Consider the following 26,203-nt stretch of genomic DNA (forward strand, 5'->3'; position numbering starts at 1 on the left):
AGAGTGGTTAACAGAAACTAATGGAGATTAACAAAAACTAATAGCGATTAGCGCTTGTTCTTTAAGTAACGCTTACGACGTTCTTCTTTCTTCTTAATCTGTTGCTCAGCTTTCAGTGCAGCCGCTTCTTCTACTTCAACCAACTCTTTGGTGATCATCTCTGGTAGTTCTAGCGTTACTTTACCTAAAGTACCACTGCGAAGTTCATGAAGAAGGATTTCCGAACATTTGTGAATGTCTATATGACCACCTGCACGAAGTGCACCACGCTTACGACCAATCGCTTCCATCAATTCGATGTCAGACTCTGGCAGTTCTTCAATTTGGTAGCGTTCCTGCAGTAGGTGAGGGTACTGCTTAGCTAAGTACTCGACTGTGTAGAATGCCACTTCGTCGTATTCCATTGCTGTATCTTTTACCGCACCAGTCGCAGCTAAACGGAAGCCGCTGTGTGGGTTTTCTACTTTAGGCCAAAGGATCCCAGGAGTGTCTGAAAGGATCACGCCGTTTTGCAGGTTGATACGTTGTTGGCGACGAGTTACCGCAGGTTGGTTACCCGTTACCGCAATCGTACGTCCAGCCAAGCAATTGATAATGGTCGATTTACCCACGTTAGGGATACCCATAATCATTGTTCGAATGTTCTTGCCCATTTGCTCACGGTGCGGTGCGAGTTTACGTACTAGCTCCATCACGTGGTTAACTTCTTCTTTTACGCTGGTGGTAATGGCAATCGCTTTAACGCCTTGCTCTTTCTCGAAGTGTTCAATCCAACGCTCAGTAAGCTCAGGATCGGCAAGGTCGCGCTTGTTCAACACTTTTACACAAGGCTTATCGCCGCGCAGTGAAGAGATCATTGGGTTTTCACTACTGAACGGGATACGAGCGTCCAGTACTTCGATGATCACATCAACCTGTGGGATAACTTCTTCGATTTCTTTGCGGGCTTTATGCATGTGACCCGGAAACCATTGGATTTTACTTGCAACCATATGAAAAATATACCTTTTGTTTTTATGGTAAATCTGATGGGGTATCAGGTGGGGTACCAAAAGAAAAAATCAGATAGTGGGGGGACTAGAAGTATTTTTACGACCACCTTAAGCCCCATCAACATTGTTGTGATCATTTTAACACTTTAACTGTTTGGACGAAAATCATAGTCAATTTAATAAATTTCACTTAGGTAGGTGGAAGCTGTCTGCGAAATACATCATTCTACTTGAACGGGTTCAGCTCATCAGATTGTTGGTTGGGCGTAACTGGAGTCCAGACTAAATTTTAGGAGTTTTAACGGGTGTAGGAATACCCAGGAGGCATGTGCTGATTTATTGATATATAGCTGAAGAGAAGGCTAATAAAGATAAGCTCTGCCGACACTTTAGGCAAGGACATAAAGAGTATCGCAAAGGTAAAAGGATTAAAGTTGTAGCTATTATGAGGGTACTGTAAATTAGATAAAGGCGTCGCAGAGAGACAACCTTGAATATACTGATGCCTTACAAAAGGCATGAAGGCACGGTTTACAGCCGACAATGATCGTTATTTTAAGAATCTCGAAGCGATTGGCAAAACATTAGATGCTTAATTGCAGGCCGAAGAAGTGTCTCGAGTTTTTGGCAATGAGCCTTCATGTTCAGAGAAATATGCGTGGTTACTTAAATGGTGAAGTTTCGCTTTTGGACTTGAATTCGGTTTTTTAACGTATAACTATGGGCACCAGATGGACGAAAATAAAGAAAAGCCCTATAAATAGGGCCTTATTGAAGGTTGTGAATTGAGGCTGAAAGCAGTTAGTATTCTGATTTTCAGTGTTGACTTTTTTGTTATTTAAAAAAAGGTTTGATTTTTTGTTAACGAGAGTGTCGCATTGCAACCACAACTTGTGCTATTTCAGTTGCTCAAAGCGCATATCAATGAGATTTTTTATGATTTCATTGATGCTACTGTCTTCTTGTTCGACCAACCACATCAATCGCTTTTTCGTCCTGTCTGTCATCGATACGCTATAGGGCCTCTTACCATTACATTTATCTCGAAACTTTTTTTGACTCCATGCGCGCTTCATTTTACCAATCAAGAGTGATTTACGATCTGGCTTATCGTGAAGCATATCGAAAATCGCAACAATAGCGGCTCTTTTGTCTTGTTCGCTTGAAACGCTCCAGACTTTTGACTGAAGTCTGTAACCTGTATCTTTTATATACTTCCATGACCAATTGCTTTGAGCTGTTTGGTTTTCTTCAAGCCAGGCTGACATTCTCGTATCTTCCAGAATGGACTCCCAAGTGTTTAGCAGTGTTTGAATAACTTTACGCTGCTGTGATAGTTCTAGTTCGGAACTCCGAAAGCTATCAATGATATTGCTTTTCCTTGCAGTGAAATTATTACTCATTGGCTTAAAAGCGTCATGTGATAATCCATCAAAGTTTCTGCCAATATCAAGATCGAGGCCAAAGTCATGTAGTTTTATTTTGTTGGAGTTACCTCTTCTAAGCTGATCTCGAAACTTAATTCTGTCAAATATCTTGCTTTGTTCCCTCAGATAACACCATACCCAGTTACAGAAACGTTCATCTGAGTTATGGAGCCATAAAAAATCCTCACCAGATAGTTGACAGTTTTGAAAATCAGTCTTCATTTTCTTAATGTGATTACTGTTAATTTTCCCATTTTTTTCTAGGTAGGATAATTCCTGTCTAAGAGCATTCAAACATTCTTGAACGCTACTGAAACCTTCCACCGATTGAAAAGTATCCTGATTAAGGGCTTGATTTAGGTAGTTGATATAGAAGCTGCATTCGCGGAAGGAATAAGCATTAAATGGTTCTTTAGGTACGTGAAAAGCCATAGTTGATATGCCTCTGTCGTTAAGTTCAGTATCCAATATATATCATTAATTATAATTACTGTGTAGTAATTTTAGTGATATATATGTGATTTTTTGGTGGTTATTATGTGGTTTTAGTGTGAGTTATTAGTGAGGTTATTCTGCATTTTATTGTGGCAATTCATTGGTATTGTTGCTCTGAACGGTGAGCGGAACTAGGCTAGATGTACATAACTTCTGAGTGGATTACAGGACACCCGTATTACGTGCAGCATTGTCCTATAAGGTTTGTGACCAAGTAGCTGAAGAGCAGGAGTGTCGGTATGACTATTATCTGATAGTAAGGTGGGTAACTATAAGCGTTACACCTACCCTAAGTAGGTGATAGAGATAAGGTAAAAAATAAGATGAGTGGGGATACCTGTAGATAAACAACACAGGAACTAACTCATGAAAGAATCAACTTACCATGGACTAACTATTCAAGGTTCGCAGGAAGAAAATAACATGCTCTATCTCGATAGATTGCTTACTACAATGAACAGTGCGCTTGAAGAATACACGCGAGTGTACGCTATTCGAATTGATCTCAGATTGCCAGTCGATGATAGTTTCTTTGATTGTCTTAGCCGAGATGAAATTGTTAGTTATAACCTTAGACGAACAAACTTGATGAAACGCTTTACAGAGTCTTTAAGCGCCAGAATTGAAGCTCAGGCGCGAAAGATACGTGGAGAGCGAAAAAGAGTACATTCCTGTAATGTCAGGTATGCTTGGGTAAGAGAGCGTGATACATCATGTAACGATCATTACCATTTAGTTCTGTTTCTCAATAAAGAGCGCTTTTGCAAGGCAGGTGACTACTCAGGGCAAGATAGCTTAGCCGCTTTAGTGATAAAATCCTGGGCGAGTGCGCTTGGCTGTGCAGCCGAAGATGTTTGTCGTTTGGTCTACTTCCCGAGAAATCATGGTTATCACCTGGATTCAAACCACAAAGATTTTTCTTATTGGTACAGTAAGCTGTTTTATCGAATTAGCTATCTAGCAAAGAAGAGAACTAAGCGCTATGGCGAGGGGCATCGTTGCTTTGGCTGTAGCACTAGGTAACCTCGACTAAGAGATTAAAAAAGGGGAGAGAATCCCCTTATCCTTTGTGACGATCCCTCAAGTCCCACACGCGCCATTGACTCGCTTGAATGTGCAAAAGAGCGTCACGTTTAAGCTGAGTCAAGGTGAAGGTATTTGAGAAGATGTCACCACTTAGGCAGTGGCTACAGAACTGATGGCAGTTTTCATTTAACAGGGAATAGTCTGTTTGTACATCAAGCATAGCGCCTGCTATTTGAACAGTAGACTCATTGCCAACGGCTCTACCTTGGGCGTTGCAACTGACGTAAATTGAAAGGGCTGTGGTATCTGCTAGAAACTGACGAATTGATGCAGCTTCGATAAGGCCTTTGCCATTACGATGGATGATACGTCCATTTCCCATGTACACACCTGAATGCTCAGCATATCCAAATGCGAGATCGCAATACACAATGCTCCCCCTTACTGGACCGTCGGTTTTCCAGAATAAATTTTGGATTAAACTTTTCGATAAGCTGCCTACAACAAAGCTCCCTATTGCGTGATATGGATTCATGTTATTTACCTCTCAAATGTGATGATAACGAAACTCAAAAGGGCTCTGAGCTTAATGTTAATAAGGGATTAGCGGTCCCGCCCCCTGAGTAAATGATTAGGTTTAAAGTTCAAGAGAAACAAAGTCTTTATCGACTTCATCTTGAGTGATTCCTATATAGCGAAGTGTGACTCCCTCAGATGTGTGACGAAGCATTTTCATGACACGTCCTATATCTTTTGTGGATTGATAGAGAAAGTAACCTCGCGTCTTTCTCATCGAGTGAGTACCTAAAGCGATATTCAGTTCTTGGCCTACTTGCTGAAACGCCATTGACACGGCGCGTCGTGAGATTGGCTGGGGTGGTTTGTTTTTCAACTGTTGGCATCGGTGGGATTGAAACAAATAGATGTGGTCGGGATGTTGCTCTCTCAACCTAGCAATATGCTGCTGCGCTTTGGTATTGAGTTGAATGTTGGCGAGCTTTCCGGTTTTACTCTCTCGAATAATGACTCGGTCGCCATGAATGTCTTCAAAGCGAATCGACAACAAATCAGAAATCCTCAGTGCTAGGTTTAATCCGATATGCCATACATCGGCCATTTGTGGATGACAACGAATACTCAATAAGTGACCAACCATACGTATGGTGTCATCGTCTTTAATTGCTTGGACTTCAGCCATAGTCTGCTTCCTTTTTTGTCTGTAGAAGGGTGTTTTGGGAAGCACAGAGCAGACGATATTAAAGAACCCTTATACAGCAAGGGATGGAAGCTTCCCGTTTTAACAATATGGGAAGCAGCCTCGTTTTGGCTCTGTGCTGGTGGTTGTGCTGAATGTTTGTGATATGAAGTGGAGCGGGACGGTTAGTGGATAGGGTTGCTACGAGTGATGATTAACTGTACTCAACCTGAACTTGGTCGTAGGCGTTCATTTCTACATAAGCTAGAAAGTTACACTCCCACATTTCATATAGCTCGGTTGTTTCTTGCAGGTACATACCAAGCCATCCGCTGAAACGAGCGAAAGCGACGTTGTTAGCAAAATCAAAAGCCAAGTCAGGAACGAGCTCTGGTGTACCGGTTCCCACATAAACAAGGTCAGTGATTTCAATAAGAGCGATATGGCTATCTTTGATATCTACCGTAATAGATACAGGGTGAAAGCCGCCGTCCTTCGGGTGGTAATTGGTATCTTGAAAACAGATGGTCATTTTTCCTCGGTAATTAACATCATCAATAGATCGTTTGATTAAGTCTTTCAGTTGATGTGAAGGCTTAGCTCGCTTGCACGCGAACATAGCCAGATTGGCTGCTTGATTCATAGGAACCTCTTTGAAATAAGTTAGGATTAACGAACGGATATGATGTTGATTGAGATAGCCGGTTGCGTGATGAGAGTGTGAGTGATGGCTTTAAGCCAGCTAGCAAGTAAGGTTTGAACTTCTGGCCGTTGTAAGTTGCACTGCTTAATCTCTGGGTGGTAGAACCAACACCCTGCGAAGTTGAAATACAGCGATAACTCTTTTTGTGGCTTACCAGTAACCATCACATCAAAGGTGGCAATAAAGCGAAGTTGCCAAGGTGTTTTGCTTGATGTTCGCTCTAATTGAATTTCGATTGGTTGAAAGCGACTATTTATATCTTTAGAGCGTATGTTTAACGCTACCCGCTCGACTGTATTGGGGATGACGTTTTCAGACATAAGTGCTTCAAGAAAACAATGCATGGGACTAACGAGTTCATCATTTACCCCAGAGATAGAAAACTTATTCATATCCACCCCTTTTCTGCAAATGACACATAATCCTCACCCACAACGATGTGGTCCAACACTCGGATATCCACCAGCTTGAGAGCATCTACTAAACGCTGTGTAATGCGTCTATCTGCTTGAGAGGGCTCAGCAATACCTGAAGGATGGTTATGAGCAAAAACGACGGCAGCAGCGTTATGGTTTAGTGCTGCTTTGAGTACTTCGCGTGGGTAAATAGAGGCAGCATCAATGGTGCCAAAGAACAACTCTTCAAAACTGATCAATTGATGTTGGTTATCAAGAAACATCACCGCAAACACTTCTCGGTCATGAGCTCCTAATTTGAGTTTTAAGTACTCTTTGACATTAGTTGGGTTAGTGAACGTGCCTTCACGTTTGTATTTTGCAGCCAGTGCGTCGGCTGCACGTTCTAGCAGTTCATTTAACTCTGAAGTTTTAAATGGGTAATCGTGTTGGTTGTTGGCGTTACGCATAAGAGCTCCTTGGGTTATCTGTTTGGTTATGCGTACTGATGAAATATATCTGAGAGCATTTTGAATCGGGGTGTGAAGGAGAGTATTTCCAGAGACAGGTAAAAAATAACTCTCTTGCCGTTGTTATGTAGCAATCGCAATAGAGCGACGAATGAACAATCAACACAATTAGCTGGTGCAAAGGATGTATCGGCTTTTCAGTCTCTGGAGAGTATAAAAATGAAAAAAGAAATTTATGTAGAAGCAGCCATCGTAGAGAAGCGAAGAGGACGACTCTCTGCTGGGGTAGGGCAGGTTGTATTCGATGACTATGAAAGAATAGCGGGTGAAGACTGGTTGTTCCTTGATAGCATCGTAGACCGTAATTACGCAGAGTTATCAGCACTTGCTTTTGGGCTAGAGCGTGCTTGTGATGGCGATATTATTTATTCAAGCAGTGACTATTGCGTTGATGGTTTTAATGACTGGCTTGATGGTTGGAAACGTCGAAATTGGCGTAAAGCAAATAAAAAGCCGATAGCTCATCAAGACCTTTGGGAGCTAGTGGATAAACGAAGTACAGATAAGCAAGTTGAGGTAAGAAAAGTCGCTGCTTGCTCCGCAGGAAAAGATGCCGCTTATAGATACGCTCTTGCAGCTGCGAATCGTCAATTGTAATGATAAGGAATCACTTGCTGGCATAGCCAGCAGGTGTTTTTTGTTGTTACTGGGTTTGAAGTTGGCATTGAACACCACAAGGTACAAAACGGTATTTTTCTACGTGCCAGGTAATCACATGGGAACCAATAACATAGGAGGACGTCCCATGAGATTTCTAAAGCTAAAAGAAGTAATGCAAAAGACCGCCCTTAGCCGTTCAGCGATTTACCGAAAAATGAATGAAGATCAATTTCCTCAGTCTATCAGTCTGGGGGGTAGGGCAGTAGCTTGGGTTGAAAGTGAAGTTGATGCGTGGATGGAGGAGTGTCTAGCTTTAAGGTAATTCAATGCCGCTTTGTTTTTAAGGTAGCCGTCACACTCTATCAGTCTTTTGTCATTTTTCAGCCAGTCCCTAAAGTCTATGATAATCAAGGCAAACCAGTAACTGAACAAGTGTCCCATCAGCCCTTGAACTTGACGTGAATCGCCTTACCAATGCCTGAATGTTCATATCATCAACTACTGAAAGTTACTTTCGAAAATACCCTTCTCCACCTTTACTTTAAAGTGGAGGCTTCTCGTGGTTTTGTCAAAGAAGAGCAACGAAATAAGATCATCATTAACTTCTTAAAGTCAAAGGTTAAACAAGCTAGGTATAGTGCGATTAAAAAGAGATTGAAGCTCGATAATCCTGAAGGCTTATCTGCTTGGGAGCAATTTTACGCACTAGCAACCTAATTGCATCTGAAAACCAGTACATTTGTTTGCGGAACAACCCTTTAAGCCATACATTCAAAGTATGGCAATACGGCATCACACACTTATCAATCAAAAAACAATTCAACATCATTTTAAACTATCAATAAGTCTGAATTATTATCCACAAATATATTAAATTTCAATAGAATATAATCAAAAGAACTTTATGGTGAGTGGTATTGTCAATGAGATTTATTTTCATTATATTCTAGGCCAGTCCTCATTTAAAAACCATGAAGTCATTACATGTTAAAACTCAAATCAAGTCATGCTGTACCGTGTCTGTTTAGCCTGACCTTTATACCCGTTTCTTTTGTTATGGCGGAATCGGCAATTGATGAAACCGTGGTTGTCACCGCAAACGCTGGCCAAAACACAAGTCTACTAGAAGCCCCTGCAACCTTGACCGTGATAGACGTTCAAGAGCAGAGTAAATATCAGATGACAGGGGACGTAGGCGATCTGCTTATTGACGCACCAGGCGTTAGCGTGTCGACCCAAGCAAATGGCTCTCGTGGTGTGCGAATTCGTGGTTTAAATAGTGACTACACGCAAGTGTTATTGAACAGCCGTCGATCTTATACCCGAGAAGCATTATGGCGTGGTAGCGACAATGCATTGAGCCTAACGCCAAGTATTGCTATCGATAATATCGAAGTGATTCGTGGCCCAATGTCCACTCTATATGGTGCCGATACCATGGGCGGTGTGGTCAATGTCATCACTCGTCAGCACAGTGGTACCGCAGAGGGTGCGATAAGCGTTGAAGGGCAATACAACCAAGGTGACAAGGGTGGTAGTGGACAAATTTATGGTCTGTATTTTTCAACCCCTATTACCGATGCTTTGGGTTATACCGTATATGGTAACTATTTAGACACCGACGAATCTTTTTATTCCGAACAGTCGAGCTTCACTAAACGTCGTGCGCAAGAAAATTACAATTTAGTGAACTCTTTTGATTATGCGCTGAACGACCAACACACGATTGACTTGGAAGTCCAACTGTCGAATGAGGATCAATCGGGGACGGCAATGTATCGTGGCCGCTCGTATGAACAAGAGCGTCAACTCCAAAGTTACACGTTAGGGTATGATTACCAATCGTATCTTGTGAGTGTCGATGCCCACCTCTACTACAGTGACTTTGATGTTAAATACGACACCCCAAGTTCAGACATCACCGAACAAAACTATGGCGGTGATGTACAAGCCGTTTTCTTTGTCGATGATCATACAATGACAGTGGGAGCCGAGGCTCGCAATGCCGAAATCGAAAACGTCGGCATTACAGGAGGCTCTACCGATAGAACCAGTACTGCTGTTTATCTTGAAACCAACTTAGCCGTTGCCGATTCGACCATACTGACACTCGGTGGACGTTTTGATCATGACTCCCTGTTTGACAGTGAATTTACTTATCGTGGATACATCACACAAGGTTTAACCGACAACTGGAGCTTAAAAGCCGGCGCTGGAACCGCATTCAAAGCACCGACCATGGCACAGATCTCACCGTCTTATACCGCGCCAGCCAGCGGCCCAGCTTGCCCTGATAGACCCGCGGCTTGTAACGTCTATGGCAACCAAGATCTCAAAGCAGAAACCGGCACCTTCAGTGAAATTGGCGCCTACTATGCCAACGAAGCCACCTCTGCTAACGCCACCGTATTCTATAACCGCGTTGACGACATTATTCAGCAAGTTGAAAGCTCCAATGGGAGCGACGGCTACTATACGTTTATCAATGTGGATAAAGCGACGCTCAAAGGCTTAGAGTTGTATGCCGAACACCAGTTCAAGCACGTTGGATTTGACGCTTCATATACTTACCTTGATGCGACAGACGACACAAGCGGCGAACGCCTTGTCGGCACCTCTGAACATGAAGCTTCAGTAAAAGCCAATTGGTATGTCACTTACGATACCGATCTGTTTGCAAGAGCCCATTACCGCAGTGAAGTACGTGGTGAGCTCGGTAACAATGATGTCTCTGACCCATACACAACCTTTGATATTGGCATGCGTCATACCCTAATGGAGGAACTGGAACTGAAACTCGGTGTCAACAACGTGATGGATGAAGATGTATCAAGCCCTGAGACTTATACCGAAGTCATTCAAGGCCGAACGTATTACGCTGGCTTGAATTACGCTTTCTAACCTGATGCCAAATACATTTTTTGATAAGTTAGAGCGATGGGGAAATAAACTTCCCCATCCTGTCTTCTTGTTTCTATGGTTGTCGTTGATAATCATAGTAACCTCATTCTTCACGTCCAACGCCCAAGTCTCTTACACACTGCCCGGTGGAAACATTGAACACGTCAACAACCTGTTGTCTTTAGAGGCGGTAAGAACTTGGCTCGGTGGCAGCGTCAAAGAGTTCATCAGCTTCCCACCATTAGGCGTCGTCATTATTGCCACCATTGGAATTGGCTTGGCGGACTCTTCTGGCCTCATCAGTTACTCCGTTCAGCGGTTAGTCAGTAAAACCGGCAAGTGGCAGCTGACAGTAAGCATCATGATCTTGGGCATTTTATCGAATGTCGTCGGTTCTGTAGGCTATATTGTACTCATCCCCTTGGCTTGTCGAGCATACCAAGCCGCCAATCGCCCGCCGCTTGCTGGGCTTGCCACCGCATTTGCGGGGGTAGCAGGGGGAACTCACGCCACCGTATTCTTAACCACTTATGACGTTGTGATTGCAGGCATCACGACCTCTGCTGCTCAACTGATTGATCCGACTATTATCGTCAGCCCTCTGGCTAACTATTTTTTTATGAGTGCCAGCGTATTCGCTCTCGTTTTAGTAGGCTCGTTTGTTTCGATTAATATCGTTGAAAAGCGTCAAAGTCGATTCGCATGCCATTATGCTACGCCTGAACAAAGGTTCACTGACAGCTATGATTTCGATAACAACAAAGCTGCCAATAATGACAAAGCCATGTGGGCCGCAGCCGTTGTATTCGTCATGGTTGCCGTGTTTGTTGTACTTTCAACCGTCCTACCCAACGGCTGGCTAGCCCCATACGAAGGCCAACCTTTAGGACGCAGCGAAGTGATGCGTGGACTACCTATTATTATTGCCGTTACATTTGGTTTAAGTGGATTAGCCTATGGCTACCTCTCTGGAAGCTTCAAGTGCGAGCGCGATCTGCTGAATGCTTGTCAAAAAAGCATGAGCCAACTTGGAGTGTTTTTACTGATCATCTTTGTTGCGTCGCAGATGATCTACCTCTTCAAGCTCAGCCAGTTGTCGGGTGTATTAGCCATGTCGATGAGTAGCTTAGTGACAGAGGTACAACTACATCCAGCAATAATTCTCTTATTGGTCGTTATTTTGTGTGCCTTTCTGAATATCTTTATGGGATCTCCGATTGTTCAATGGAGCATGATAGCGCCCGTATTGATCCCTTCATTGTTCTATGTCGGCATTCCACTAGAAGTGACACAGGCGGCGTTTCGGATTGGAGACTCAGTCACCAACATTATTAGCCCACTGTTTGGCTATCTCGGGTTAATTTTAGCGGCCGCACAAGATTACGATAAGGAGGCTAAATTAGGTACCCTGATGTCATTAATGTTGCCTTTTAGCTTGGCGTTTTTGTTGGTGTGGACGACCTTACTACTAGTTTGGGTATACGTATTGCAGTGGCCGATGGGGTTATAGACTTGACTAATTCTGTGTAAATCCATTGTTATATTGATGTGGGTGATGTGGATTGTAATAACCAACTGGAAAAGCAGGGGTAGACTCACTTGCTCGAGAAGTTTCAGACAAGTATCATGTCGCTACTGTAATGGAATTGTTATGTATAGGCGATTAGATTATGAGCTTTTTTAACAAAATTATTTTTATTTCTTTGACCACTCTATCTCTATTGGGTTGTAACAATAATGAACAACCGTCATACTGATCTGCACCAGTCAGACTGGTGCAGATCACTTGGTTTATATCCGTCACTTTCAGGTATTGGGTAAGCCTTGATAGCATCGAAAGATGTGACCAAGGCGCAGATGTGGTTTAGCTATTTGGGGAGTTTCGTAGTAGTGGTAATGGCTACAAAGATCGTACTGCCGCCGCGGCAATGATTCCTGCTGCGATTGCTGGTAGAGGTTTTTTGATGACGAACATGACGACAGCTGTAGAAAAGAGTGCAGCTCTAGCTCCGTTGTCACCTTCTACGGCAAGAGGTGTGAGAAGGGCGACTAATACAGAACCTGACATCGCTGTAATAAAACGTTGAACACGCTCGCTAATTGGAACAAATGACATGACATATACACCACCCCAGCGTGTAGCTAATGTGACCAATGCCATTGCAATGATTATCAATAAAGTACCACCAACATTTGTTTCAATACTCATGATTTCTTCTCCTTCCAACAAGCACCCAACACCCCACCAGAAATAGCACCAACAACAACATGGCTGTTTTCAGGTAAATACCAATATGCCAATATTGAAGATGCCGCTGCTGTGGCCCAAATAATAAAGATTCTTGAGTTTTTAGGCCCAACGACGACCATGGAAAGTAAAAAGCAGCCCATAACCATATCGAGCCCAAGCCCCACTGGATCTTGGATTACGCTGCCAAAGTAAATGCCAACCCAAGTGCCGATGATCCAAAATAACCAAAGTGCTAAACCACCGCCAACGAGCAATCCAAAACCGGGTTCCTTCCTTCCAAAGGCATGGAGTGCCATTGCCCAGTTTGCGTCCGAAGCTATCAACATCACACCATATCGTTTTGTCGGGGGGAGTTGACGTAACTAAGGATATAGCGTGGCCCCCATCAAAAGGTGGCGAGCATTGATCGCAAATACGGTAATAAGAACTGGAATAAGGGGGACTTCTGCTCCCCACATATCCAACGTAGCAAACTGTGAAGCACCTGCAAAAACAAGTGTGCTCATTAACATAGTTGGAAAAGAATTCAGTCCAGTTTGTACTGCAGCGACACCGAATGCGAAACCAAATACGATCACAAACATAGAGAGAGGCAAAAGTTGGGTGAAGCCGCTCCAGATGTCGGTACGTGTAAACTCGTGTAACTCAATCGAGGAGCGTTGAAGGTGTTGAGTGTTTTCTGTCATAGAGGTCCTAGCCAGTAGGCAAAAGAGCAGATCCATTGAAGGATCTTTGTTGTTATTTTTTAAGCCGCATGTTTAACATCAATTAGTTAGGCTTTCAAACGTTATGTCACAGATGAAAAAACATAAACGGTGGTGAAGATAGGATCTTGAAAGGGCTTTGTACGTAATTCAGGAGAAATAAACAAGCCCCTACGATCTGAACAGCTGTTTGGGGGATGGAAACTCAAAAATAATGCAGGCTTTCGTGATTAAGGCTCTAGTCACGAAAGCCGCATTTTCATAGACTAATTCACTTTTGAAAGTTTGAGATCTGAACTTTTCTTCTGGTTAAGTAAGATGCTAACTAATGCTAACATCGTAAAGACTAAGCTTGATAAAAATAGATTTTCTACGCCGAATTGAGAGATAAACCATCCCGCGATAACTGAGCCAAGAGTAATTCCTAAGTTAGAAAAAGACACAAAGAGGCTATTTGCAAATACTTTTGAATCACCTGCATTTTCCATTATCCATGTCTGGCTCACGATCAATCCTGCAGAATGCACTGCACCCCAAAACGCGACCATGCCGATCATAAAGTAGAATGAGAACCCCATGAAGTAAACAATTATGAAGGTAAGACCGAATATTATAGGGTACAGCATCACTGTTTTAAGAATATTTTTACTGAGTAGCTTACCAAAAATGAAGTTTCCAAAGATACCAAAGATACCAAACACCATCAGCATTGCACTAATCCACGTACCGTTCATATTCGTTACAGTACTTAAGTATTGAGTAATAAAACTGTACGAAGAAAACATCGCTGCAAAGATGAATATAACGGTGAATAATGACAACCACATTGATTTGCTGCGTAAGATAGTTACTTGAGAGCCGAATGACATTTTTTCCTTAACGGGAGCACTTTCCATCAAGAACATCACACTCACTAACGCAATGGCGCAAGCGGCTAAACCAAAGTAAAAGGCATAAGCGAGAGAATATTCTTCAGCAAGAAAAGCACTAATCGGAATACCAAAGACTAATCCTACGGCTACTCCACCAAAAACTTTAGCAGCGGCGTTGCTTTGTTCTTCAACTGGAACCATTGATGTGACAACCACTAAAGCGACAGAAAAGAATACAGCATGTACTAACGCCGGTAGAACGCGAAATATCATCATGGTTGTGTAATCTTGCGTCATAGCGTACACAAGGTTAGAGACAACGAATAGAGACAAAATGCCGACTAGAACATGCTTTCTATTCCATCCAGACATCATTAACGTAATAAAGGGGCCACTCACCGCGACGACAATAGCGTAGACACTGACTAATAGACCAGCTTCTTGTACATCAATATTGAAGTCTTTCATGACTTGTGGAAGGAGACCAATAATACCAAGCTCTGTCGTGATAACGCCAAAAACGGCTAAAGATAGAGCAAAGATAAACAAGCTTTGTTTTTTCATTGTTTCAACTCAAATTATTAATATGCGGTAATTACGTACCGTCGATATTGGTTGTTGTTAGAGCCCTAAGTCCAAGTGTTGGAAAAGTGGCACAAAAATGTTGTTTTTTATCCAATAAAAATGCCGTTTTCAATGTGATTGAATTCGGCAACGTATCAGAATTCGTATTATCAAAGGGTGGAGACTTTTTTCTTACCCGATGACATGTGCTTAGAACTGTGTTGTAGGCAACGTGTAAATGACGACTGGTTTCTCGCTTTCCATGGTTTTGTGCGGTCATTTCAATAATCCTATTTCGAATTCCTGGTTTGCAGGCCTCGTAACAATAATTCACTTGAAAGGTACGGCGGCAAGCAAGACAGCGAAATCGTTGATGGCCATTGGGGCCATAACCATGCTTTATGACACTGTCACTCTTATGACAGAAGCGGCAGTTGGGTTTATTCGTTGTCACATGGAACCTTAAATCTCACCAAAAGATATCTGTAGTCGTTTAAATTTAATTATCAACTTGGACAGCATAATAACGGATAAAATGAATTCAATTAAGTCTTAATGTTTATTAATAGATATTCCAATTGGGACTTAATGTGTTATTTAGAGGTATCGGTCGCCAAATCAGAAATAGAATGAAACTAGTTAAGTTATTGTTTTTAATGTTTTTTATATTCAATTTTTCTTTGGTGGCTGTTGGGAGGATTAGTGCGCGAAATGAAGGCGTTACTCTAATTTGTTAAGAAATGTCCTGTTGACTGCTCTGAAACATCATGACACATTTTGCGCCCTGCTTCGGTATGCCATTAACTTTAAGTGCATATCGACTTAACACGTTATGAGATGATTTAACTTTATGAAAAAATGGAAGAAAACACTTTTAGTCGCATCGGGCATTTTACTTTCCTCAATGGCTTTTGCGGGTAATGAGCAGAGTCAAGCGGACAGTGAGTTTCCAATTCCTTCTGGTTTTGAAAGCAGCTTTAAAGAAGTTAACGGAGTGAAGCTTCATTATGTAATTGGAGGGGAAGGGCCTTTATTGGTAATGGTCCATGGCTTTGCTCAGTCATGGTACGAATGGCACCAGTTAATGCCTAAATTAGCAGAAGATTACCAAGTTATTGCTATGGATCTTCCAGGTCTTGGTTTATCTGAGCCGCTAGACTCCACTTATACAGGGCAGGACGTATCACCTTATATCCATTCTTTAGCTAAGACCTTTAGCCCGGATGATAAATTCAATGTCATAGCTCATGATATTGGTGGCTGGGTCACATATCCTATGCTAGCTCAACATCAGAATGATATTGATAAGGTCGCTCTACTGGAGACCATCGTACCAAGCGACTTAATATACACGTTCCCAGCTTATACTCCTCAGGGAGAGTCGACCGCGTGGCACTTTAGCTTTTTCTCTGCGAAAAACGAATTGGCTGAATCACTTATATCAGGCAATGAAGATAAGTTTTTTAAGCACTTCATTCTTGAGCATGCAGAGAATAAGAATGCATTTTCAGATGAACTGTTCGGTATGTATGCGGAATCTTATAAAAAACCTCAAACTCTAAACGCTGCTTTTGAGTATTACAGAGCACTTCCTGAATCTGTGATTCAAAATGACAATCTATCAGAGAATAACTTGTTGAAAATGCCGATTCTGACGATATCAGGTAATGGTCAAGGCAGTTTAGGAGCGACTCAATTTAATCAAATGAAAGAATATGCTAATGATGTTCAAGGTCATGTGTTGGAGTCATGTGGTCACTGGTTGATGGAGGAGTGTCCAGTCCAGGTTGAAGATCTAGTTATTGATTTTTTTAACAAAAAATAACTTACAAAACGAGAGCTAAGTTTTGTTGACAATGCAGTCTTGATTACTGTCGTAGATTGCCTATCATTGTTAATTCGTACCCTAGAGCCACTCTAGGGTATTTTTATATTTGAACTGCTTATAATTTGTACTCGGTTATGTAGCAATATAACGAGAACTCTTTATCCGTTGTCTATCTCAGAATGTACCCAGCGAGAAAACGCTTGGAACTTCGCTCTGGTTTCCATTCCTTTAGGGCAAACCAAATCGTAGCCTTTTCCTGATTCAATATGTGGAAATGGCGCGACTAACTTACCCGCTTGAATTAAAGGCAGCGCAAATTCTAATCGAGCAAGAAACACACCGAGTGATAATTCCGCTGCTTCCATCGCCAGTCTGTTATCACTATAGAAATCACATCGCTTTTCGCAGTCGATGCCTACACTTATCTCATCTAACCAATACTGCCACGCACTTGTATCCCCTCTATGGATAAAATTAACGTCTGATAGAGTATTGATTCCATTGTTAAGACAATGCTCCTCGGCGTAGTCAGCACTGCACACAGGTGTTCTCTTTCCAGAAAATAAACGCTCACTGTAGTGATTTGGGTATTCTCCTTTACTATAAAAAATAGCTACATCGTATGGCTCAAATTCAAAATCAGATTGGTTTTGTTTGGTTTGCAGCTTGATGCTTAAGTGTGGGTATTGCTGACGAAGTGAGGGGAGTCTCGGGATCAGCCAAGCAGAGGCGAAATAAGGTGATGTGGCTATATGTAAGCTACCAGTCAGCTCTCCGGTTTGAATGTCAGAGAGGGTGGAAAATATGGACTCAAATGATGAGTTTAAAACACTCAGAACTCTTTGCCCCTCTGGGGTGAGCTCTAGCTTTCGGGTCTTTCGAATAAACAGATTGAATTGAAGCTGTATTTCCAGTTTTTTTATTCTCTGACTGACTCCGCTTTGAGTAATAAAGAGCTCCTCTGCTGCTTGGGTAAAACTCAAGTGGCGCGCTGCAACGCTAAAAGTATGAAGAAGAGAAAGCTGTTGTTGTTGATTGGTCACTAAGTTCATGCATTACTCTAGTTAATTTATATTGAAGTTTTGTTCGTTTGTCAGAAGCTTTTAGCTATTATAGAGTAATTTTTGTAATGGGTCATGGGCGAAGTGTTAAATTTTACTCAATCAACAAACGCAAAGTTGTTGTGTGAGATGTTTAAAATAGACGTCGGGTCTTATAGATACGTTACAAGAATTGATTATTTATAAATTGGACAAGATACGATGAAACTTATATTAAACGCTGATGATTTCGGTCTGACGGAATCTGTAAACTTGGGTATCGCTGATTGTTTTCGCGCCGGGACCGTAAAATCGACCACCATAATGATGAACCAACCTGGTGTATCTCACGCGTCACAACTCTATCAGCGTGGTCTTATTCATGAAGTTGGACTGCATTTTACAGTGACATCAGGTAAATCAATATCGTCCCCTAAATTAATTCCAACACTGGTTGACGAGAATGGTCATTTTTTTGATAGAAAGGCCCTGTTTAATAAATCTGATGTGTCTTCTGATGAAGTCTTTAGAGAGTGTATGGCGCAATATCAAGCGGCTTTAGACGCGGGATTTAATATTAATCATATCGATAGCCACCATTTTGCTGGTGCCTACCGTCCTCTTAAGATAGGTTTCACGCAGGCAGCGAATGAAATAGGTCTTCCAGTTAGGCGTATTGATAGCTTTATACAGGGTCAAAGTTTACTGTCGGTTCCTACCCCAGATGCGTTTGATATGGGCTTTCATGCTGAAGGTGTCAATATTGAATACCTCAAAGCAGTATTGCTGGCTTATCAAGACAGCATGCCTAACAGTACGATTGAATTAATGTGCCACCCAGCAAGGACGCTAACTGAAGAGCTAGAGGAAATCTCTAGCTATGCTCATGCTCGTGTTGAAGAGTGGAAGATTTTAACCAGCGATGAGTTTTCTCTCTGGCTAAGAAAAAATGGTATTGAATGCGTTGGTTTCGATGCGCTTCATGCTTAAGTCCGCGAGGTAATCTTCGTAGCGACAAGATAAACCATCTGCCTTGTTAGGTCGTTAAAACAGTTCCTTTCGGTTCAATAAGTCAACACAATAATAAAGGGTGACATTGTGGTAAATCCTACCGTACTTTCCCAAGTTAATATCTATCCAGTCAAATCCATTGGCGGGCTTTCTCTCTCTTCTTCATGGGTCGAAAAGCAAGGCCTTGTTTTTGATCGTCGCTTTATGTTGGCGTTAACTGGTGATGATGTCTCCGCCTCGGCTAAATACCCAACCATGGTGACGGCGCGCCAGTATCCAAATATGGTGAAGGTGAGTTCTAGTCTAATGCCAACCGGTGTCATTTTTTCTTACCCTGGGCTGGCGGCACTAAAATTACACTACTCTACCTTCAAAATGCAGGCGACAGATGCCAGTGTTTGGAGGGACAGCTTTTCAGCCTACACAACAACCGATGAAGCGAATGACTGGTTTAGCCAAGTAATTGGGAAGCGAGTTGAGTTACTGTTTACTGGCGAGCAATCTAAGCGTGTGAAAGAAAATCTTGGTCATAATGTGAGCTTTGCCGACGGATTTCCTGTTTTGCTTATTAGCTCTGGCTCATTAGCGGAGCTAAATAGACGCAGCAGCGAAGTTCACACCATGGAACAGTTTCGTACCAACCTGGTGGTGCAATCAGACGAACCTTTTATCGAAGACTCATGGAAGCGTATCAAAATAGGTGATGTCGAATTTGAAATTGTAGAGCCGTGTGAGCGGTGCATTTTAACGACACTTGATCTGGAAAATGGAGAGTTTAGGAACAGTAAAGAGCCATTGACGACCTTTTCGCGCTTTAGAGCCAACGAGCAAGGCAAAATATTTTTCGGGCAAAACCTTGTAGCGAAAAACGAAGGTGTTGTCTCCATCAATGATGCTATCGAAGTACTTGAGTATAAATCCAAGGAGTTTTATGAAGATCTCGATGCCAAAAAACAAGAGTTGATTTGCGTTGAAAGAGAATCAGTGGCAAGAAGTTTCGAGACATTTTGGTTTGAGCCCAAAAGCGGCATGGTGCCTGAGTATAAAGCGGGGCAACATCTTCCTATTGAGCTCATGATTAATGGCAAACTGACCAAACGAATGTATACGCTGTCATCTAGCCCCTCTCGGCCAGAACGTTTGTCGATTTCAGTGAAACGAGTCCATGGTGGTGAAGTTTCCAACTGGTTGTTCAACCACTTACAAGTTGGCCATACCATTATTGCGGATCAACCCAAAGGCACTTTTCATATTACTAAAGAATCGAATGAGCCGCTGTTGCTGCTTTCTGCCGGTAGCGGTGTGACGCCCATGATCGCTATGCTTCGGTATTTGACAGACCAACGAGACACGCGTGATATTGCGTTTTATCATCAATGTTTGACGAAAGCGGATATTCCATTCATGGAAGAGCTCCTTATGCTAGAAAAACAACACGCCAATGTCACTGTGACTCTAGCCCTTAGCGAGCCATCAACTGATTGGCTAGGCGAAAAGGGGCATTTTAGTCGTACTCATTTAAATCAAATTTCAGAGTTTCACAAACGTCAAGTTTTTGTATGTGGTCCTAGTGGTTTCATGGAGAGTGTAAAGCGCTTGATGATAGAGAGTGGGCTGCCCGAAGAACAGTACCATCAAGAGACATTTGGCGTTGCAAGAGTGGCGGACGGGAGCGAGAAAAGGGTTCAAATCAACCTTGATGGTGTCGTGTTTGAAGGAAGCAACCAGCGCACCGTTCTGGAGCAAGCTGAAGCAGCAGGGCTTTCTATTTCGAATAACTGCAGAGCTGGTTTCTGCGGCGCCTGCAAAGTCACTGTGAAATCAGGAGAGGTTTACCAGCCCGATGCCCCAGGAATTGAAGACAGTGATAAGGCGAAAGGAATGGCCCTAGCTTGCTGCGCGATACCTAAGACAAATGTAAATATTGTTAGCTAGTATGTAGGTTTTATGATGATTGAGGCCACTATCAAACTTTGATAGTGGCCTCAATATCGTTGATCTAACTAAAAACAATGACACCTAAAATATCTGATTTACTCTTATTTTAGGTAGAATGTAAGGCGTTTTTATCTAGATAAAAATGATCGCTCCTTTCCTAATGCTCTTATCTAAGTAGCTAGCTCGAGTCACAGGAGCACCCCGTTACTGATAAAATCAGTAGGGCGACGATTAAAGGTGAGCGATAAATCGAATGACTCGAACTTGGATGTTAATTCTAGTAACTTGGGCAAAATTGCTTAACTTCGCTACGATAACCAAGTGACAAACTTCTATAAGCTGACTTTGTATTTACAATTAGTTCCTATAGGGACTTTTTGATTTTAACTTTAAGGACTTAATAATTGAGATTTAATCGGTTATGATGCAGACATTAAAAAGATGATTCACATTGACTACTTTTAATTAAGGCAAACATAATGAACAACTTAAATAGATTTAAAGGTAAGGTTGCATTTATCCAAGGCGGCAGTCGCGGTATTGGTGCTGCGATTGTTGAGAGATTGGCTTTAGAGGGCGCGTCTGTTGCTTTTACGTTTGTGTCATCCCAGGGTAAAGCAAAAGACCTTGCTGATAGCTTAATTTCAAAAGGTGGTAAAGTTATCGCGATAAAAGCGGATAGCACGAAGCCGGAAGATATCAGAAATGCAATCAGTGAAACCATCAAGCAACTTGGTAAGATTGATGTTGTCGTAAACAATTCAGGTACGCTTATCTGGGATAATATAGAAAATTTGACGATGGATGATTGGGACAAGACCATCAATACTAACGTACGAAGTGTATTTGTAGCTATTCATGAAGCCTCGAAGCATATGAATAATCATGGCAGAATAATTAATATCAGTAGTACTAATGCTCAGCGTATTCCTTTTGCTGGCGGTTCTATATATGGAATGAGCAAGTCTGCACTAACCGGATTGGCCAAAGGTCTCTCTCGCGATCTCGGCCCTAGAGGTATTACGGTCAACAACATTTTACCTGGTCCGGTCGATACTGACTTAAACCCAGACAATGGCGATACTTCAGAGCCTGTAAAAGCTATCGGTGCACTTGGTCGTTATGGTCAAGTGGAGGAGATTGCTAGCTTAGTAGCATTCGTCGCTAGCTCAGAAGCGGGTTACATCACTGGTGCTGATTTGATGATCGACGGTGGCTTTTCCGCTTAATAAAAATATGTGGTCGAGTAACTCGTTACTATCAGTCTAACTTCATGTAATCATCAATACGTGATGAGTAAATATAAGTATGATGATTGGCCTATTTCATAGGTCAGTCATTTAGAAGCTATTGGTTTTAATCTGCTCCAGTAGGAGAGACCCCCGCATTAACCGATACCTTACTTTAGAGTTTTTCGAGGATGGTGGTGGCTCTTTGTCCAGTTTCTAGTTCTTCTGCCCATTCGATTAGCTGCCGTTTGAGCTTGGCAGCATCTGCTGCTAGCTCCTCGCTCTTGCTGATTAGTTTAGAGTCTTCCTTCGAATTCTTTCACCAAGCGTCGATTTGATATTCATGTAAATAAAGCTGTCTTGTTGCCACAGCCCTTCTCACTTTCTCTGCTAGTTTTGTTGCATCTCCTTTTAATTTAAGGATTCTAGTTTCCTTAGACGTCGTTGTTTAAGTCGTTAGTGATCACTTAATTCAGTGTCTAGGAATATTGGTGTAGACCTCCCAGGTTACTCTAACTTTTTATAGTCGAACGATGGCCGTTATAGACCACTACAGTGATGTTAAGTATGGTATTAAAGGTGTTAGAGTTTCTCTGAACGTTCTTTATTACTCTAAGTCTATGATACGACAGCGTATGGAGAGTGTGCTTACGGCTGCCGCAGAAGATAAGCTTCGAATAAAATCGAGTGCTTTTGTTAAATCTTGAGTTTCAATTTTTAATTTATTATCAATTCGACCATCGTTAGTCATGTCTGTGTTTACGACACTTGGGCATAAACAACAAACTTTTACACCAAATGGGAGAAGCTCATGATAGAGCGACTCGCTATAACTGACAATGGCCGCTTTTGAAGCTGCATAAGCGGCTATTTTGGGGACTGGCGTCAAACCTGCAGTGGAACCGATGTTATATATTTCTCCAAACCTTTGTTTTTTCATTTGTTCTGCAACGATATTACAAGCAGTGATGGTAGACAGTAGGTTTACATTCATTAATTCAGAAAGTTTGACTAAAGGTAGTTTAGTGTTGCCTGCTGCCAAAATACCAGCGCTATTGACCATGACCTCAATGTTTTTATTTTTTTTGATGATTGATGTGATTGTTGCTTCTACCTCGGACGGGACGTTGAAATCGATAGGCACTACTTCTACGTTGCACGATGGAAAGAGTGTGTTTATTTCTACTTTTGCCTGTTCAAGATTCAGCTTATTCAAGGACATTAAAATTAAAGAGTATCCTTCCTGAGCGAAATAGTGAGAAATTTTTTTCCCGATACCGCGGCTAGATCCTGTAATTATGGCAACTTTAGTCATGGTGAGCTCCTAATTTAACGTATGAGACGTTGTTGAAGTAACGTATCTAAGATTTTCTTGAATACGAACATATCTCATAAAAAATAGATAGTAGTGCAAATTTTTGCATATAATAAACAGTTGGAGGTTATGTGTCACATTCTTAATGACTTGAGAGGGTAATGGTTGTTACTTATAAGTATGTAGAGGGACAGTCTTAAACCAATCTATTATTTCCGACTTAGTCATATGCTTGGTTTGTTCAATCACTACTTTTGTGAGGTGTGGTGCAAGCTTTTCGATAAAATCATACATGTATGTCTGCAAATACACGTTTTTACCAAAACAAAGCCATGCGTAACAATCGGGAAAAAATCCTTCTAATGAGCGTACGGTAAAAGAATCATCTATTGAGTGGGCAGCAACTGACGCTATGATACCAATACCGACCCCTTTACTGACATATTCTTTTATTACCTCTACATCCATTGCTGTGACAATATAATCTGGGGTTAGGCCTAGTTGAGAAAACGTATTGTCTATAGCGATTCGCCCTGTTGATTTTAATTCATAGCTAATGAGTTTTTCTTTTGCTATTTGTTCAAGGGTTAATGTGTGTGTCTTTGATAGTGGATGTTCAGAAGGGATAATTAAGCTCAATGACCACTTGTAAACTGGGAGTACCGTTAGGCCTGTCATCTCTTCAATATCCTGAGCCACAATCGCAATATCACCGGGTCCAGCCGGCAAGGAATTATTAAGATGACTTGGTTCGATTGTCGACATGTGCAGAGACACATTTGGGTAGCTTGTCAGTAAGTAACGGACGCTTTTAGGTAGTATGAAATTTGCAATGGCGTTAGTTGTAAAGATATTGAGTTTCCCTTTTTTTGGGGATGTAACTTCGGATGAAATAGCCTTGATTCTATCCTCAATCTCTAAGATTTTAATGGCTTCGTTTAGGATTTCCTTACCGACATTTGTAGGACCAGATAAGTGTTTACCTTGTCGATCAAAAATTTTCACGCCCAGTTCATCCTCTAAAAGTGAAACTTGTTTACTGATACCGGGCTGAGACGTATATAGCTGATGTGATGTAAGAGATATGTTATACCCATTTTTTTTTATTTCATTAATGTAACGAAGTTGCTGTAGTTTCATTTTCTGCTCCTTGTTATATATGGTTTTATAGCGTGAACTCTAGCTGAAGGGGTGTATTAATTAAAAAATAGGTATTAGGCGCAACGCCACTGTAAGTTTTTTTAAAAGTAAAATTAAGTTAAAAAATAAAAGTGTCTTTTTATAAATCATTCACTTAATTTAAAGTTAAAACCAGGAAAAATATTCAACTTTAAGGCGTCACCTTTTTCAGTCATCATTAATCATTTTTTCTTGTTAGTTGGAAGTGTAACTTCTGTTCTAGATAATCTATTGTGAGCTCTGATTACTTTGTATAATGTAAAAGATATTTCTATTGTTTGATATTTTTTAAACATTTTTCATGATGTTAAGTCATCTCGCTACGTAATAAAATTGGGAGCTGAATTGTAATGGTATATACCGTTTTCTTTGAGGAATGTGTCATATTTCCTCCCATTTGGCAAGGCGGTTTTTATGTAAAATTAAAATACTATCTAATTTTTTTGTACCACTTCTCTACCAGGGTACTTCAGTTTAAAATATAACAAATCAATATAAAACAGGTGCTTAGGTTGGGTGTACTTGTCTGACTTTGTTATTAATGATTAAGTCCTGCGGGGACTGTGTGTTTATTTCTATGTGGTCTTAATTGACGGTTAGATTTGAACTATGATGCCTGCTCTTTAAACAATTCTTTGAAATAAAAGATAAATGGTAGTAAGGGTACTAGTAATGATTTTATGGGAGTGAGAATGAAAGTGGTAACCGAAAAAATATCTAGACAAATTTGTAATGAAAATTTTTCTTATAACTCTGTGTTGATATTTTAAACTGGTTTTAATAAAAATTGCTAATTTAAATAAGGTATTAAAAAATATAAGCCAGGTTGGTTTTTTATTTGCAATGCATTGCGTGAATGGTTTATATACCTATAGATTTAATGGGTGAGAATCAGTCAGTCACTCATTTATTAATTTAATTAAGATGAATTGGCATGCGTGGACTATTTAGATTTTCTAAGTGGCACTTATTTTTAATGTTTTAGTTCGTTCGATTGATAACGATCCAATAAAACAATAAATTAAAAAACTAGTATTTTCTTGAACGCAGCGCCGTAAAAAAGGCCATATTAATCATGACGTGTTTCTATTTTTCATTAAAGTGCCACATTAAAACCTTGCCAGCAGAAACCAAAGGTATTATAGCATCTATTCTTTGTTCATTTTTGTTTGCATTCATACCTGTATATGTCCAGTTTCAACCACCACTGCCCCCAAGTGAGATTACAGGGGGGGAAAGCCATTGGTTAGCAGTGCAGCGTATACTGTGGAGTACAATGTTACTCTGCTTATTATTATTTATCTCCAAAAGAACTCACCTACTACTGCAAGCTTTAAAGGTGTGGAAAATGTGGCCCAAATACTGTGTTTCAGCACTTTTGGTTGCACCGCAATACTGGTTGTTTGTTTGGGCGCCTGTGAATGGAGAGACTTTGTCTCTTGCATTAGGCTATTTTACGATGCCAATCGTAATGGTTTTAATTGGTCGATTGGTATATCGAGAAACGTTGTCTTTTTATCAAAAGCTAGCGTGTTATCTCGCACTGTCGGGTACGCTTTATACGTATGCTTTATCCGACGGAATCTCTTGGGTGGTACTAGTGATAGCTTTGGGTTACCCAGCTTATTTTATGCACCGAAAAACAATACCATTAGCTACCGATATTGGATTGGCTGTAGATCACCTATTCCTTATGCCATTGGCTTTGTTCGGTTTTTTCTTGCTCTATCCATTAGACTTTTCTTTATCTCTTTCTGTCGGTAATTATGCATATTATGCTGGCTTAGGTATCGTATCTGTAATACCTATGCTTTGCTATCTGTACGCTTACTCTAAATTGTCAGTTTCTGTCTTTGGGTTGCTTGGTTACGTTGAGCCTGCTTTTATTTTTGTTGTTGGGTTATTGATTGGTGACGCTATTACAGTACAAGAAATACCAACTTATTTGTTGATTACGTTATCACTGTTCGCACTCGTATTAGATGGGATTAAAAGGTTTAGGTAAACT

Annotated in this window: 23 protein-coding genes and 2 pseudogenes; 11 read left to right on the forward strand and 14 right to left on the reverse strand. The window is 41.2% G+C overall.

The features are described 5' to 3' along the window. Positions 1–47 precede the first annotated feature (47 nt). The gene (gene ylqF / locus AB6E54_RS13485) at positions 48–992 is read right to left on the reverse strand and encodes a ribosome biogenesis GTPase YlqF (RefSeq protein WP_108193400.1); all 945 of its coding nucleotides are present in this window, start codon (positions 990–992) and stop codon (positions 48–50) included. 896 nt (positions 993–1,888) lie between these two features. Continuing rightward, on the reverse strand, positions 1,889–2,887 hold the full coding sequence (locus AB6E54_RS13490; protein WP_133154074.1) for a hypothetical protein: 999 nt from the start codon (positions 2,885–2,887) through the stop codon (positions 1,889–1,891). A 393-nt stretch (positions 2,888–3,280) separates the two neighbouring features. Between AB6E54_RS13490 and AB6E54_RS13495 the strand changes: the two genes are divergently transcribed. Beyond that, a complete protein-coding gene (locus tag AB6E54_RS13495; RefSeq protein ID WP_086714178.1) occupies positions 3,281–3,937 on the forward strand; it encodes an inovirus Gp2 family protein in 657 nt (218 codons plus the stop codon). Positions 3,938–3,974: 37 nt separating this feature from the next. Here the strand turns inward: AB6E54_RS13495 and AB6E54_RS13500 are convergent, their stop codons facing one another. From AB6E54_RS13500 to radC, 5 genes are all read right to left on the reverse strand, one after another. Further along, positions 3,975–4,475, reverse strand: coding sequence for a lecithin retinol acyltransferase family protein (locus tag AB6E54_RS13500; protein WP_102333512.1), 501 nt, complete (start codon positions 4,473–4,475; stop codon positions 3,975–3,977). A gap of 102 nt (positions 4,476–4,577) precedes the next feature. Then, the gene (locus tag AB6E54_RS13505; RefSeq protein ID WP_102333511.1) at positions 4,578–5,138 is read right to left on the reverse strand and encodes a tyrosine-type recombinase/integrase; all 561 of its coding nucleotides are present in this window, start codon (positions 5,136–5,138) and stop codon (positions 4,578–4,580) included. Between the two features lie 211 nt (positions 5,139–5,349). Further along, positions 5,350–5,778: a DUF2787 family protein gene (locus AB6E54_RS13510; protein WP_017102422.1), complete on the reverse strand. Its 429-nt coding sequence runs from the start codon at positions 5,776–5,778 to the stop codon at positions 5,350–5,352. Positions 5,779–5,804: 26 nt separating this feature from the next. Then, the gene (locus AB6E54_RS13515; RefSeq protein ID WP_102333510.1) at positions 5,805–6,230 is read right to left on the reverse strand and encodes a DUF2787 family protein; all 426 of its coding nucleotides are present in this window, start codon (positions 6,228–6,230) and stop codon (positions 5,805–5,807) included. Next, complete coding sequence (gene radC, locus AB6E54_RS13520) at positions 6,227–6,703, reverse strand: DNA repair protein RadC (RefSeq protein WP_102333509.1); 477 nt, start codon at positions 6,701–6,703, stop codon at positions 6,227–6,229. Before radC ends, AB6E54_RS13515 begins: the two co-directional genes overlap by 4 nt. A 219-nt stretch (positions 6,704–6,922) precedes the next feature. Here radC and AB6E54_RS13525 point away from each other — a divergent pair, with 219 nt between their 5' ends. The 5 genes and pseudogenes from AB6E54_RS13525 (at position 6,923) to AB6E54_RS13545 (ending at position 11,774) form a co-directional block, all read left to right on the forward strand. Then, entirely contained in the window at positions 6,923–7,360 is a 438-nt protein-coding gene (locus AB6E54_RS13525) for an RNase H family protein (RefSeq protein WP_102465041.1), read from the forward strand. A 118-nt stretch (positions 7,361–7,478) separates the two neighbouring features. Next, the gene (locus AB6E54_RS13530; RefSeq protein WP_102304078.1) at positions 7,479–7,685 is read left to right on the forward strand and encodes an AlpA family transcriptional regulator; all 207 of its coding nucleotides are present in this window, start codon (positions 7,479–7,481) and stop codon (positions 7,683–7,685) included. Positions 7,686–7,837: 152 nt separating this feature from the next. Further along, positions 7,838–8,023 (forward strand): annotated as a pseudogene (locus tag AB6E54_RS13535) (DUF2913 family protein); the annotation flags it as partial. A 324-nt stretch (positions 8,024–8,347) separates the two neighbouring features. Then, entirely contained in the window at positions 8,348–10,264 is a 1,917-nt protein-coding gene (locus AB6E54_RS13540; protein WP_229647825.1) for a TonB-dependent siderophore receptor, read from the forward strand. 4 nt (positions 10,265–10,268) lie between these two features. Continuing rightward, complete coding sequence (locus AB6E54_RS13545; RefSeq protein WP_102465043.1) at positions 10,269–11,774, forward strand: AbgT family transporter; 1,506 nt, start codon at positions 10,269–10,271, stop codon at positions 11,772–11,774. A gap of 390 nt (positions 11,775–12,164) precedes the next feature. Here the strand turns inward: AB6E54_RS13545 and AB6E54_RS13550 are convergent, their stop codons facing one another. From AB6E54_RS13550 to AB6E54_RS13565, 4 genes and pseudogenes are all read right to left on the reverse strand, one after another. Then, positions 12,165–12,473 (reverse strand): AzlD family protein, encoded by a 309-nt coding sequence (locus AB6E54_RS13550; protein WP_086714187.1) that lies wholly within the window; start codon positions 12,471–12,473, stop codon positions 12,165–12,167. After that, positions 12,470–13,201 (reverse strand): annotated as a pseudogene (locus AB6E54_RS13555) (AzlC family ABC transporter permease). The gene AB6E54_RS13550 and the pseudogene AB6E54_RS13555 overlap by 4 nt, the downstream one beginning before the upstream one ends. A gap of 284 nt (positions 13,202–13,485) precedes the next feature. After that, on the reverse strand, positions 13,486–14,655 hold the full coding sequence (locus tag AB6E54_RS13560) for an MFS transporter (protein WP_086714188.1): 1,170 nt from the start codon (positions 14,653–14,655) through the stop codon (positions 13,486–13,488). 31 nt (positions 14,656–14,686) lie between these two features. After that, positions 14,687–15,109: an IS1-like element transposase gene (locus AB6E54_RS13565; RefSeq protein WP_086714189.1), complete on the reverse strand. Its 423-nt coding sequence runs from the start codon at positions 15,107–15,109 to the stop codon at positions 14,687–14,689. Between the two features lie 396 nt (positions 15,110–15,505). On the opposite strand from AB6E54_RS13565, the gene AB6E54_RS13570 reads away from it, so the two are divergent. Further along, on the forward strand, positions 15,506–16,480 hold the full coding sequence (locus AB6E54_RS13570; protein WP_086714190.1) for an alpha/beta fold hydrolase: 975 nt from the start codon (positions 15,506–15,508) through the stop codon (positions 16,478–16,480). A 161-nt stretch (positions 16,481–16,641) separates the two neighbouring features. Here AB6E54_RS13570 and AB6E54_RS13575 read toward each other — a convergent pair whose 3' ends face one another. Next, the gene (locus AB6E54_RS13575) at positions 16,642–17,535 is read right to left on the reverse strand and encodes a LysR substrate-binding domain-containing protein (protein ID WP_086714191.1); all 894 of its coding nucleotides are present in this window, start codon (positions 17,533–17,535) and stop codon (positions 16,642–16,644) included. A gap of 210 nt (positions 17,536–17,745) precedes the next feature. On the opposite strand from AB6E54_RS13575, the gene AB6E54_RS13580 reads away from it, so the two are divergent. From AB6E54_RS13580 to AB6E54_RS13590, 3 genes are all read left to right on the forward strand, one after another. Continuing rightward, positions 17,746–18,513 (forward strand): carbohydrate deacetylase, encoded by a 768-nt coding sequence (locus tag AB6E54_RS13580; RefSeq protein WP_086714192.1) that lies wholly within the window; start codon positions 17,746–17,748, stop codon positions 18,511–18,513. 108 nt (positions 18,514–18,621) lie between these two features. Next, positions 18,622–20,469 (forward strand): hybrid-cluster NAD(P)-dependent oxidoreductase, encoded by a 1,848-nt coding sequence (locus AB6E54_RS13585; protein ID WP_102333506.1) that lies wholly within the window; start codon positions 18,622–18,624, stop codon positions 20,467–20,469. Between the two features lie 482 nt (positions 20,470–20,951). Next, positions 20,952–21,701: a 3-oxoacyl-ACP reductase family protein gene (locus AB6E54_RS13590; RefSeq protein ID WP_086714194.1), complete on the forward strand. Its 750-nt coding sequence runs from the start codon at positions 20,952–20,954 to the stop codon at positions 21,699–21,701. Between the two features lie 607 nt (positions 21,702–22,308). Here the strand turns inward: AB6E54_RS13590 and AB6E54_RS13595 are convergent. Continuing rightward, positions 22,309–23,016: an SDR family oxidoreductase gene (locus AB6E54_RS13595; protein WP_086714195.1), complete on the reverse strand. Its 708-nt coding sequence runs from the start codon at positions 23,014–23,016 to the stop codon at positions 22,309–22,311. Positions 23,017–23,184: 168 nt separating this feature from the next. Further along, the gene (locus tag AB6E54_RS13600; protein ID WP_086714196.1) at positions 23,185–24,156 is read right to left on the reverse strand and encodes a LysR substrate-binding domain-containing protein; all 972 of its coding nucleotides are present in this window, start codon (positions 24,154–24,156) and stop codon (positions 23,185–23,187) included. Between the two features lie 1,114 nt (positions 24,157–25,270). Between AB6E54_RS13600 and rarD the strand changes: the two genes are divergently transcribed. Further along, complete coding sequence (gene rarD, locus AB6E54_RS13605; RefSeq protein WP_086714197.1) at positions 25,271–26,200, forward strand: EamA family transporter RarD; 930 nt, start codon at positions 25,271–25,273, stop codon at positions 26,198–26,200. Positions 26,201–26,203: the final 3 nt, after the last annotated feature.

This window comes from Vibrio sp. 10N.247.311.49 (assembly GCF_041467655.1).
In the GTDB taxonomy this organism is placed as follows: domain Bacteria; phylum Pseudomonadota; class Gammaproteobacteria; order Enterobacterales; family Vibrionaceae; genus Vibrio; species Vibrio crassostreae_C.

Bases quoted from the DNA above. Each gene is read 5' to 3' on its own strand.
- AB6E54_RS13550 (WP_086714187.1), bottom strand. From the start codon at position 12,473: ATGAGTATTGAAACAAATGTTGGTGGTACTTTATTGATAATCATTGCA.
- AB6E54_RS13530 (WP_102304078.1), top strand. From the start codon at position 7,479: ATGGGAACCAATAACATAGGAGGACGTCCCATGAGATTTCTAAAGCTA.
- AB6E54_RS13590 (WP_086714194.1), top strand. From the start codon at position 20,952: ATGAACAACTTAAATAGATTTAAAGGTAAGGTTGCATTTATCCAAGGC.
- AB6E54_RS13525 (WP_102465041.1), top strand. From the start codon at position 6,923: ATGAAAAAAGAAATTTATGTAGAAGCAGCCATCGTAGAGAAGCGAAGA.
- AB6E54_RS13495 (WP_086714178.1), top strand. From the start codon at position 3,281: ATGAAAGAATCAACTTACCATGGACTAACTATTCAAGGTTCGCAGGAA.
- AB6E54_RS13540 (WP_229647825.1), top strand. From the start codon at position 8,348: ATGTTAAAACTCAAATCAAGTCATGCTGTACCGTGTCTGTTTAGCCTG.
- AB6E54_RS13505 (WP_102333511.1), bottom strand. From the start codon at position 5,138: ATGGCTGAAGTCCAAGCAATTAAAGACGATGACACCATACGTATGGTT.
- AB6E54_RS13510 (WP_017102422.1), bottom strand. From the start codon at position 5,778: ATGAATCAAGCAGCCAATCTGGCTATGTTCGCGTGCAAGCGAGCTAAG.
- AB6E54_RS13595 (WP_086714195.1), bottom strand. From the start codon at position 23,016: ATGACTAAAGTTGCCATAATTACAGGATCTAGCCGCGGTATCGGGAAA.
- AB6E54_RS13575 (WP_086714191.1), bottom strand. From the start codon at position 17,535: ATGAACTTAGTGACCAATCAACAACAACAGCTTTCTCTTCTTCATACT.
- AB6E54_RS13600 (WP_086714196.1), bottom strand. From the start codon at position 24,156: ATGAAACTACAGCAACTTCGTTACATTAATGAAATAAAAAAAAATGGG.
- AB6E54_RS13545 (WP_102465043.1), top strand. From the start codon at position 10,269: ATGCCAAATACATTTTTTGATAAGTTAGAGCGATGGGGAAATAAACTT.
- rarD (WP_086714197.1), top strand. From the start codon at position 25,271: ATGACGTGTTTCTATTTTTCATTAAAGTGCCACATTAAAACCTTGCCA.
- ylqF (WP_108193400.1), bottom strand. From the start codon at position 992: ATGGTTGCAAGTAAAATCCAATGGTTTCCGGGTCACATGCATAAAGCC.
- AB6E54_RS13580 (WP_086714192.1), top strand. From the start codon at position 17,746: ATGAAACTTATATTAAACGCTGATGATTTCGGTCTGACGGAATCTGTA.
- AB6E54_RS13560 (WP_086714188.1), bottom strand. From the start codon at position 14,655: ATGAAAAAACAAAGCTTGTTTATCTTTGCTCTATCTTTAGCCGTTTTT.
- AB6E54_RS13570 (WP_086714190.1), top strand. From the start codon at position 15,506: ATGAAAAAATGGAAGAAAACACTTTTAGTCGCATCGGGCATTTTACTT.
- AB6E54_RS13500 (WP_102333512.1), bottom strand. From the start codon at position 4,475: ATGAATCCATATCACGCAATAGGGAGCTTTGTTGTAGGCAGCTTATCG.
- AB6E54_RS13515 (WP_102333510.1), bottom strand. From the start codon at position 6,230: ATGAATAAGTTTTCTATCTCTGGGGTAAATGATGAACTCGTTAGTCCC.
- radC (WP_102333509.1), bottom strand. From the start codon at position 6,703: ATGCGTAACGCCAACAACCAACACGATTACCCATTTAAAACTTCAGAG.